The sequence below is a fragment of the Photobacterium sp. SKA34 genome, assembly GCF_000153325.1.
Taxonomy (GTDB): Bacteria; Pseudomonadota; Gammaproteobacteria; order Enterobacterales; family Vibrionaceae; genus Photobacterium.
Map to the genome: position 1 here is coordinate 1 of NZ_CH724147.1, position 9,702 is coordinate 9,702.

General features: G+C 42.8%; 8 protein-coding genes. 2 read left to right on the plus strand and 6 right to left on the minus strand.

Going from position 1 to position 9,702, the window contains the following annotated elements; translation table 11 throughout:
* The 6 genes from SKA34_RS21995 to cysG all read right to left on the minus strand — a co-directional run.
* Positions 1–532, minus strand: a 532-nt coding sequence (locus SKA34_RS21995; RefSeq protein ID WP_006647747.1) for a 3'(2'),5'-bisphosphate nucleotidase CysQ, incomplete at its 3' end; no start/stop codon positions are given.
* Between the two features lie 25 nt (positions 533–557).
* A complete protein-coding gene (gene cysC / locus SKA34_RS22000) occupies positions 558–1,181 on the minus strand; it encodes an adenylyl-sulfate kinase (RefSeq protein ID WP_006647748.1) in 624 nt (207 codons plus the stop codon).
* Between the two features lie 22 nt (positions 1,182–1,203).
* Positions 1,204–2,931 carry an SLC13 family permease gene (locus tag SKA34_RS22005; RefSeq protein WP_006647749.1) on the minus strand — a complete coding sequence of 576 codons (1,728 nt, stop codon included), beginning with the start codon at positions 2,929–2,931 and terminating at the stop codon, positions 1,204–1,206.
* Between the two features lie 4 nt (positions 2,932–2,935).
* On the minus strand, positions 2,936–4,360 hold the full coding sequence (gene cysN / locus SKA34_RS22010; protein WP_006647750.1) for a sulfate adenylyltransferase subunit CysN: 1,425 nt from the start codon (positions 4,358–4,360) through the stop codon (positions 2,936–2,938).
* 10 nt (positions 4,361–4,370) lie between these two features.
* The gene (gene cysD / locus SKA34_RS22015) at positions 4,371–5,279 is read right to left on the minus strand and encodes a sulfate adenylyltransferase subunit CysD (RefSeq protein ID WP_006647751.1); all 909 of its coding nucleotides are present in this window, start codon (positions 5,277–5,279) and stop codon (positions 4,371–4,373) included.
* A gap of 13 nt (positions 5,280–5,292) precedes the next feature.
* Positions 5,293–6,705, minus strand: coding sequence for a siroheme synthase CysG (cysG, locus tag SKA34_RS22020; RefSeq protein WP_006647752.1), 1,413 nt, complete (start codon positions 6,703–6,705; stop codon positions 5,293–5,295).
* A 419-nt stretch (positions 6,706–7,124) separates the two neighbouring features.
* Between cysG and SKA34_RS22025 the strand changes: the two genes are divergently transcribed.
* Both SKA34_RS22025 and SKA34_RS22030 read left to right on the plus strand, forming a co-directional pair.
* Positions 7,125–9,092 (plus strand): bifunctional 2',3'-cyclic-nucleotide 2'-phosphodiesterase/3'-nucleotidase, encoded by a 1,968-nt coding sequence (locus SKA34_RS22025; RefSeq protein WP_006647753.1) that lies wholly within the window; start codon positions 7,125–7,127, stop codon positions 9,090–9,092.
* Positions 9,093–9,164: 72 nt separating this feature from the next.
* On the plus strand, positions 9,165–9,702 hold a 538-nt coding region (locus SKA34_RS22030), incomplete at its 3' end, for a Crp/Fnr family transcriptional regulator (protein ID WP_006647754.1).

Below are 9,702 nucleotides of genomic sequence, written 5' to 3' on the forward strand. Positions count from 1 at the left end.
CTTCCGTCATCTTGTGCTCACCGATTTGTTCTAAATAGTGATCTAACTCAGGGGAAGGATGAGAGCGACTACCAACAATGGTTGGTACTGTTGCTGCTCGTACACGAATAGGCTCACGACCAGCTTTGGTTTCTAACCACGCCTTTTCACCATCACCTAACCATGCTTTTTCCAATGCAGGCGCATACACCACACCTAAAACAGGACGTCCTTCTTTTATTAAAGCAATGTTAACCGTGAATTCGCCATTTTTGCGAATAAACTCTTTAGTGCCATCTAATGGATCCACTAACCAAAATGTGTCCCAATTTTGTCGTTGTTGCCAATCTGTATGTGCGGACTCTTCTGAAAGAATAGGGATCTCTGGTGTTAGCTGCTGTAGTTTGGTAACGATAAGTTCATTAGCAGCAAGATCGGCATCTGTGACAGGACTGCTATCTGATTTTTGCGTGATCTGAACTTGACCATGGTAACGAGCCATAATGGCAGCACCCGCTTCTAACGCGATGCTATATATTTCGTCGAGTAACATTGCTAATCCCTTTCTCCTTCATTTATTAGCTGATGATCTGTTGTGACTTTAAATGTTCAACACATTGTGCCACCAGCTTATCTATTGCATTGCTACCTGCCGCTAAATGGAGCTCAGGCGATAACGGCGGTTGGTATTCAGAATCAATACCTGTAAATTGTTTGATTTCACCTGCTCGCGCTTTTTTATACAAGCCTTTCGGATCACGTTTTTCACACTCAGCAAGAGGAGTATCAACAAATACTTCAATAAACTCACCTTCAGGCAGTAAATCTCTCACTAATTGACGCTCTTCTCGATGTGGTGAAATAAAAGCACTAAGTACTATTAGTCCAGCATCAGCCATTAATGTCGCGACTTCACCAATACGTCGAATATTTTCACGGCGATCTTCTGCTGAGAAACCAAGATCACGACATAAACCATGGCGAACATTATCACCATCAAGTAAATAGGTGTGGTAACCAATTTCAGCCAGTTTATTTTCTAATGCGCCAGCTACTGTTGATTTTCCTGCTCCGCTTAGGCCAGTAAACCACAACACACTCGCTTTCTGATTCTTTTGTGTTGCACGTAATTCTTTGGTTACGGTATGACGATGCCAAACAATATTCTCGTTATCATCATGCGCTTGTGGCGTGATTGTCATAACACACTCCGTTGTCTATTTATTAAAAAGGGAATAACAGTGGGATCAGGGTTAATACAACGATTGAATACACTATCGATATTGGTAATCCAATCCGAACATAATCTCTCAGCTTATAGTTACCTACGCTATAGACTAATAAGTTAGTTTGATAACCATAGGGTGAGATAAAGCTCGCACTGGCGCCAAACAGTACTGCCATAATGAAAGGCATAGGATCAACGTTATAAGCTAATGCCAGGCTATAACCGATAGGAAAAGACAAAGCCGCTGCAGCATTATTGGTCACTAACTCCGTTAACACGAGTGTCAGTAAGTAAACCGCAATTAATGCCCCATAAATCCCCCAGCCATTAAATGCCTCAATCAAAGCTTCACCCATTCGCTCAGATAACCCAGTTGTGATCATCAATTTAGCCAAGGTTAAAGCCGAGCCGACAATCACAACGATATCGATAGGAAAACGTCGGCGTAATTCTGCAAATGAGATAATGCCTACTGCTACCATAACGAAAAGATAAATGGCTAACCCTTTAATGATCGGTAATACACCCAATAAAGCGAGACCAATAACAGTCAGAAATCCCATCAGTACAGCTGCACTTTTGGTGTTATCTAAGCGAGCACTTGAATCAAGACCATTCACCAAGACAAATTCACGCTCTAAGGTGGCTTTCTTTTGTTGGAATTTTTTCCCCGGCACGATAACTAATGTATCACCAGCATGCAGTTCGATATTACCGAGTCCACCAGCAAGACGTTCATGACCACGACGTATAGCCACAACTACAGCATCAAAATTTTCTCTAAAATGGGTACTTTTTAAGGTTTTTCCACGAATTCCTGCCGAGTGGCTGATGATAACTTCCATCATCGATTGGCCATTTAGGTGATGCTGACCAAAAAGGTTTAAACCTGGAATTTCTTGGAGTGTGGTTACACTTTCTACATCACCACAAAATAATAACGTATCGCCTGCCTGCAACTTAGTATCAGGGCATACAGGTGCTATGGTTTGACCGTCACGGATCAATTCTGCTAAGAATAAGCGGCGTAGGGCACGCAAACCATTTTCGGCAACGGTTTTTCTAACTAATGGGGATTTAGCTTCTACACGTGCTTCAAGGAAATAAGGCAGTTGATCATCAGCATGGTCATCATAACTGGGTAATAGATGACTAAGCGGGATAAGAATAACTAAGCCAACAACCAATACAGCTAAACCAATCATACTTGGTGCGAAGAAATCTAAACTAGGCAGACCCGCATCTTCAACGAAACTATTTATAATTAAGTTCGTCGATGTTCCTATTAACGTTAACGTCCCGCCTAAAATAGCGGTATACGACAACGGTAATAATAATTTAGATGGTGCGTGGCGTTGGTTACGCTTAATCGCACCAATTAATGACACGACAACAGCAGTGTTATTCGTAAAAGATGATAATAATGCGGTTGATAAGCCGAGTTTTGTTACCACCGCCGTTTGACCGCCCTGCGATATTTGACGCCCAACCCAACTAATCAACCGTGTTTTTTCTAAAGCAATGGAAGCAAGGATCAACAACACTAATGTCAGTAATGAAGAATTAGTGAAATTGCCAGCCAATGTTGGTAAATCGATCATTCCAGACTGGTAACCAATAAATGCCGCACCTGCAAATAAGTAAGGCGGTTTTATTTTGGTTGCCAGTAAGCAGAGAATAATCACCACCAGCATAGCTAAGACAATCGCTTGCTCCCATCCCATAGAATTACCCTAGCAACTTGCTAAGATCTTTAGCATCCCAGTGTGGGAAGTGCTTGCGGATCAGGGCATTTAATTCAACTTCAAATGCTGAGTATTGCGCAGTATTTTGTTTAGCATCTAATGCTTCACGTACCATACCCGCACCAACCGTCACATTCGTTAAGCGATCAATAATGATAAAGCCGCCAGTATCTTTACATGCTTGATAGCTATCAACGGCAATGGCTTCATTTAAGCTCACTTCGCATACGCCAATACCATTAAGCGGTAAGACATCAGTTTCAAACGTTTCAAGGTTATTAATATCAACTTGGTGACGAATGGCATCAACACTACCGACCGTTTTCTTGCCTGCAACTTTAATGTCGTACTGGCGACCCGTTTCTAACGGTAACTCGCCCATCCAAACAATATCAGCAAGAAGATTATTACTCAGTGGCACTGTTTCATCAGCAGCGACTAACGTATCACCACGGCTAATATCAATTTCATCGGCCAATGTTACGGTTACCGCTAAGCCCGGTGTTGCAACCTCTAAATCACCATCAAATGTTACGATACGATCAACGGTCGAGGTTTTACCCGATGGTAACGCACGTACTTTTTGACCCACTCGTAATTCACCTGAGGCTAATGTGCCAGCGAAACCACGGAAATCAAGATTTGGACGATTCACATATTGCACCGGGAAACGGAGAGCTTTCGACGCCTGACCTTGGGTAAGGTCCACTTTTTCAAGCAACGTCAGTAATGAATCACCGTCATACCACGACGTTTGCTCGCTAAGGCCAACAACGTTATCCCCTTCTAATGCCGATAACGGCACTAAGCTAATGTTGATATCGCTGTTCAGTTTTTTCGAGAAAGCTAAATATTCTTCACGGATTGACTCAAAACGCGCTTGATCAAATCCCACTAAGTCCATTTTATTAATCGCAACAATAAAGTGACGAATCCCCAATAAACTTGCAATGTAAGAGTGGCGACGAGTTTGATCCAATACGCCTTTACGAGCATCAATCAAGATAACCGCGACATCACAGGTCGACGCACCTGTTGCCATGTTACGGGTGTACTGCTCATGTCCTGGGGTATCGGCAATGATGAACTTACGCGCTTTGGTTGAGAAATAACGGTAAGCAACATCAATCGTGATCCCTTGCTCACGCTCAGCCTGCAATCCATCAACCAATAACGCTAGGTCAGGCTTATCGCCTGTTGTACCGACTTTTTGGCTGTCAGTATGAATTGCCGCTAATTGATCTTCATAAATTTGGTGAGAATCATGCAGCAGTCGACCAATTAAAGTACTTTTACCATCATCTACTGAGCCACAGGTTAAAAATCGCAGTAAAGATTTATTATGGTGTTGGTCAAGATAAGCTTCGATACCGAGCTCAGCGACCTGTTGTTCAATCACACTATTCATTATTCTCTCCTTAGAAGTAACCTTGGCGTTTTTTCAATTCCATTGAACCCGACTGATCATGGTCAATCGCTCGACCTTGTCGCTCACTCGATGTTGCCACCAGCATTTCTTCAATAATGCCCGGTAGGGTATCGGCTGAAGATTCAATTGCTCCCGTTAATGGGTAACAACCTAAAGTTCTAAAGCGCACACTCTTTTGCTCGATTTTCTCACCCGGTTGAAGCTCCATACGCTCATCATCAACCATGATCAACATGCCGTCACGATCAACCACAGGACGTATTTCAGATAAGTACAGTGGAACAATCTCGATACCTTCTAAATAGATGTATTGCCAGATATCAAGCTCAGTCCAATTTGAAAGTGGGAAAACACGAATGCTCTCACCCTTGTTAATTTGACCGTTGTAAGTCTTCCATAGCTCAGGACGCTGATTTTTCGGATCCCAGGTATGGTTCTTGTCACGAAACGAATAAACACGCTCTTTTGCACGTGATTTTTCTTCATCACGACGTGCGCCACCAAAAGCGGCATCAAAACCATACTTATCCAGTGCCTGCTTTAGACCCTGAGTTTTCATAATATCGGTGTGCTTTGACGAACCGTGCGTGAATGGACCAACGCCCATTGCGAGACCTTCAGGGTTCTTATGTACCAATAAATCAAAACCGTACTTTTCTGCTGTGCGATCACGGAAATCGATCATCTCGCGGAATTTCCAATCAGTATCAACGTGCAGCAATGGGAACGGGATCTTACCCGGATAAAATGCTTTACGTGCGAGGTGTAACATCACCGATGAATCTTTACCGATAGAGTACATCATTACCGGATTATCAAACTCAGCCGCTACTTCACGGATAATGTGGATACTTTCCGCTTCTAACTGCTTGAGGTGGGTTAAACGTTTCGGGTCCATCTCTCTCTCCATACTATGCCAGCTTAACTACCGCATCTTGCTGCTGTAGCGACTGTTCCTGTTTTGTGAACCAATCTAATTTCGTCGATAGATTAACTACCTCTCCTACTACTATCAGCGATGGAGAAGCAGCATGTTTTGCTAATTCAGCCAGCTCGCTTAGCTGACCTTTTAAAACTTTTTGGTTTTTCTGAGTACCACGTTCAATAATGGCGATAGGGGTATCAGCACCACGACCGTGCTCTAACAACTGTTGCTGAATATGACTCGATTTCATCAACCCCATATAAATCACTAAGGTTTGTTTTCCACGCGCAAGTGTTAACCAATCCAAAGTATCGCCATCAGGCTTTAGATGCCCCGTTACAAACATGGCGGTTTGGGCATAATCACGGTGAGTTAATGGAATGCCAGCATAGGCTGTAGCACCTGCAGCTGCCGTAATACCCGGTACAACTTGGAATGGAATATCAGCATCAAACAGCACTTCAAGCTCTTCACCCCCACGACCGAATACAAATGGGTCGCCACCTTTTAATCGCACCACACGTTTACCTTGCTGGGCGTAGTGCACAATTAATCGATTCGTTTCTTCTTGAGGGACGCTATGAAAACCAGCTTTTTTACCCACGCATACTAATTCGGCATCACGGCGGACTAAGTCCATCACTTCATCAGACACCAAGTAGTCATACAGCACGACATCAGCTTGCTGCATCAGTTGTAATGCACGAAGGGTCAATAACCCTGCATCACCTGGACCTGCGCCAATTAATGCGACTTGCCCTTGCGGTGGTGCTTGTTGGGTCAATGCCACCAGCTCTTGCTCAGCCTCTTGCTCACGTCCTGATGCCACTAAGTCACCAAAACGTCCGTTGAAGGCTTGCTCCCAAAAATAACGACGAGCAGAAAAAGAAGAAACGGTTTGTGATAAACGCTGACGGAAGTTGCCCGCAATCGTCGCCATACGTCCTAAATGTTGTGGTAATAACGCTTCAAGTTTTTCACGTAATAAACGGGCCAGTACCGGAGCCTTACCTGATGACGAGATCGCGACAATGATGGGTGAACGATCAACAATAGAGGGGATAATAAAACTGCAGCGCTGAGTATCATCAACAACATTGACTAATACTTGGCGTTGATTGGCTGATTGATAGACCAGAGCATTAATCGCTTTACGCTCTGTCGCGGCAATGGCTAAGAAAATACCATCAAGATCTGATGGTGAAAAATGTTCACCGACCAATTTGATCTGTTGAGAAGCTAATGCAGCAGTAAAGTCAGCATTTAAACTTGGTGCAATAACACGAACATCTGCACCTGCTTTTAATAGCATACGGGTTTTACGCCACGCGCTATCACCACCACCGACAACCAGACATGGTCGACGCTTTAAATCTGCAAAAATTGGCAAGTAATCCATCATTAGCCCTCTATTTTATCCCTAGATGCACTATAGAGGGGGCTTGATATTACTTGAAATTCTAAAATTTCATTTTTTATTCCAAAAAGTTTAGCCACAACATGCAGACAACACTTAATGACGAGATATAGCGACTTACACTATAGATGACGCATTCTATAGCGATAAATCTCATGATTAAGGTGAATGATAGCGAACAACACAGCAAATAAAAGCTTATGTTATACCTTTTATGTCTAGATTATGACGAATCACTCTTCCATTGATACGAGAAATAACGGCTAAATTTTCGATAACGCTAACAATTGGTCAAAAAAAATGAGAAACAAAGCACAATAGTGCGACATGGGTAACAGCCTTTCTCAGTACATTTGATACCTTACGCGTGCTTTATTTGCCTACCCCGTTTGGAGATATTCATGAAGTTATCAGCTAAGCCTTTATCAATCGCGATATTAGGCGGTTTACTTACGCTTGCAGGCCCAGCAACAGCAGACACCATCAAACTACGTATTTTAGAAACTACGGATATCCATACCAATGTAATGGATTACGATTACTACAAAGATACGCCAACCGAGAAAACAGGCTTAGTACGTACTGCAACGTTGGTAAAAAAGGCACGTGGCGAAGTCACCAACAGTGTCTTAGTTGATAACGGTGATTTACTGCAAGGTAGCCCAATGGGTGACTACATGGCAGCAAAAGGGATCAAGCATGGTGAAGTTCACCCTGTTTATAAAGTCATGAACCAACTTGATTACGATGTTGGTAATATTGGTAACCACGAATTCAACTATGGCTTAGATTTCCTTGATACCAGCATTGAAGGTGCTGACTTCCCTTACATCAATGCAAACGTCTACGACTTAAAAACAGGTAAGAACTTATTCTCTCCTTATCTGATCAAGGAATACACATTTAAAGATAACAAGGATAATGACCAACAAGTGAAGATTGGTTATATCGGTTTTGTTCCGCCACAAATCATGGTGTGGGATAAGAAGAACCTAGAGGGTAAGGTTGAAGCCAAAGATATTAAGCAAACTGCTGAGAAATTCATTCCACAAATGAAAGCAGAAGGCGCTGATATTATTGTCGCTATCCCACACTCAGGCGTTTCGACCGATCCACATAAAGTGGGTGCTGAAAACTCGGTATACTATTTAACACAAGTTGAAGGTATTGACGCGATTGCATTCGGTCACTCACACTCGGTTTTCCCAAGTAAAGAATTTGCAAACCTACCAGGTGCTGATATCGAAAAAGGGACTATCAATGGTATTCCAGCTGTAATGCCGGGACGCTGGGGCGATCACGTTGGCATCATGGATTTAGTATTAGATAAAGAGGGGAACAGCTGGAAAGTCACCTCGGCTCAAACTGAAGCTCGCCCTATTTTTGATAAAGCAACGCAAAAACCTATTGTTGATGCTGATCCTAAATTAGTAGCGGCGGTTAAAGTTGATCACAACGCCACTCGTGATTTCGTTAATCAGCCAATTGGTAAAGCAAGTGACGTTATGTACAGCTACTTAGCGCTGGTACAAGACGATCCAACCGTGCAAATCGTAAACCTTGCACAAAAAGATTATGTTGAACGCTTTATTCAAGGTGATCCCGATCTCGATGGTATTCCAGTACTTTCAGCAGCCGCACCATTTAAAGCTGGCGGTCGTGGTAACGATGCAACTAACTTTACTGAAGTTGAATCAGGTCAACTGACTTTCCGTAACGCGGCTGACTTATACTTGTACCCAAATACCCTTGTTGCCATGAAAGTAACAGGTAAGGAAGTGAAAGAGTGGCTGGAATGTTCTGCTGGCCAATTTAATCAAATTGATGTTAACAGTGACAAGCCACAAGGCTTGATCAACTGGGATGGTTTCCGTACTTATAACTTTGATGTTATTGATGGCGTTACTTACAACATCGATATTTCACAACCGGCGAAATACGACGGTGAATGTAAAGTCATTAACCCAACGGCAAGTCGTATTAAAGATCTAAGCTTTAACAGCAAAGCTGTAAAAGACGATCAGAAATTCATCATCGCAACCAATAACTACCGTGCCTATAGTGGTAAATTTGCTGGTACTGGCGAGAAGTTTGTTGCCTTTGCTGCACCCGATGAAAACCGTACCGTTCTTTCTAACTACATTAGCCGTGTAAGTAAAGAAAAAGGGCAAGTTGTACCAAGTGCGGATAACAACTGGCACTTCACGCCACTGAAAAGTGATAAGAAGTTAGATATTCGCTTTGAAACTGCAAACAGTGAAAAAGCGGCGAAGTTCATTAAAAACAAAGGTCAGTACCCAATGATCAAAGTTGAAACAACGCCAACTGGCTTTGCGATTTACCAATTGGATTTACAACACGCGAAATAATCGACGCAATAAAGTAAGCTAGATACCGCAGCTGGTCTGCGGTATTTTTTTATGATTAAAAAGAGAGTCGTCATGAAGCCTTCCGCGCAACTTTCTCAACTCGCCGAATTTCTTCAACAATTTGGCGCCGAGCAAACTACGATTGATGAAGCATTAAGCCAAGCACAAGTATTAGCATTACCCACTCGACATATATTGCTTCATCAAGGGCAACAAGCAGAGCAGTTCTACTTTTTACTCAATGGACTCTGCCATGCTTGCTATCTCACTGACAGTGGTAAGCAATTCAGTAAAGAGTTTTATTGGGATCAAGATACTTTGATTGGCTTTGAAGCGCTGATCACCCAATCACCTTCGCCTTTTCTATTAGAAACCTTGTCCGCTAGCGAGCTTATTGCCCTACCGATTGAGCTAATTGAAACATGGCGCTCACAAGGGTTAGCGCTATATCAACACTTATTAGAACGTCAGTTAGTGTTTAAGGAAAACAAAGAACGCTTCATGTTGATGTATAGCCCAGAAGAGCGATATCAGTTATTCACTCAAAGCTTTACAGATCTCAACGTTAAACTCACGGACTATCAAATTGCCTCATACCTTGGGATAACCC

Excerpts from the sequence above, each read along its gene's own strand:
- cysC (WP_006647748.1), bottom strand. The coding sequence starts at position 1,181 with ATGACAATCACGCCACAAGCGCATGATGATAACGAGAATATTGTTTGG.
- SKA34_RS22005 (WP_006647749.1), bottom strand. The coding sequence starts at position 2,931 with ATGGGATGGGAGCAAGCGATTGTCTTAGCTATGCTGGTGGTGATTATT.
- cysN (WP_006647750.1), bottom strand. The coding sequence starts at position 4,360 with ATGAATAGTGTGATTGAACAACAGGTCGCTGAGCTCGGTATCGAAGCT.
- cysD (WP_006647751.1), bottom strand. The coding sequence starts at position 5,279 with ATGGACCCGAAACGTTTAACCCACCTCAAGCAGTTAGAAGCGGAAAGT.
- cysG (WP_006647752.1), bottom strand. The coding sequence starts at position 6,705 with ATGGATTACTTGCCAATTTTTGCAGATTTAAAGCGTCGACCATGTCTG.
- SKA34_RS22025 (WP_006647753.1), top strand. The coding sequence starts at position 7,125 with ATGAAGTTATCAGCTAAGCCTTTATCAATCGCGATATTAGGCGGTTTA.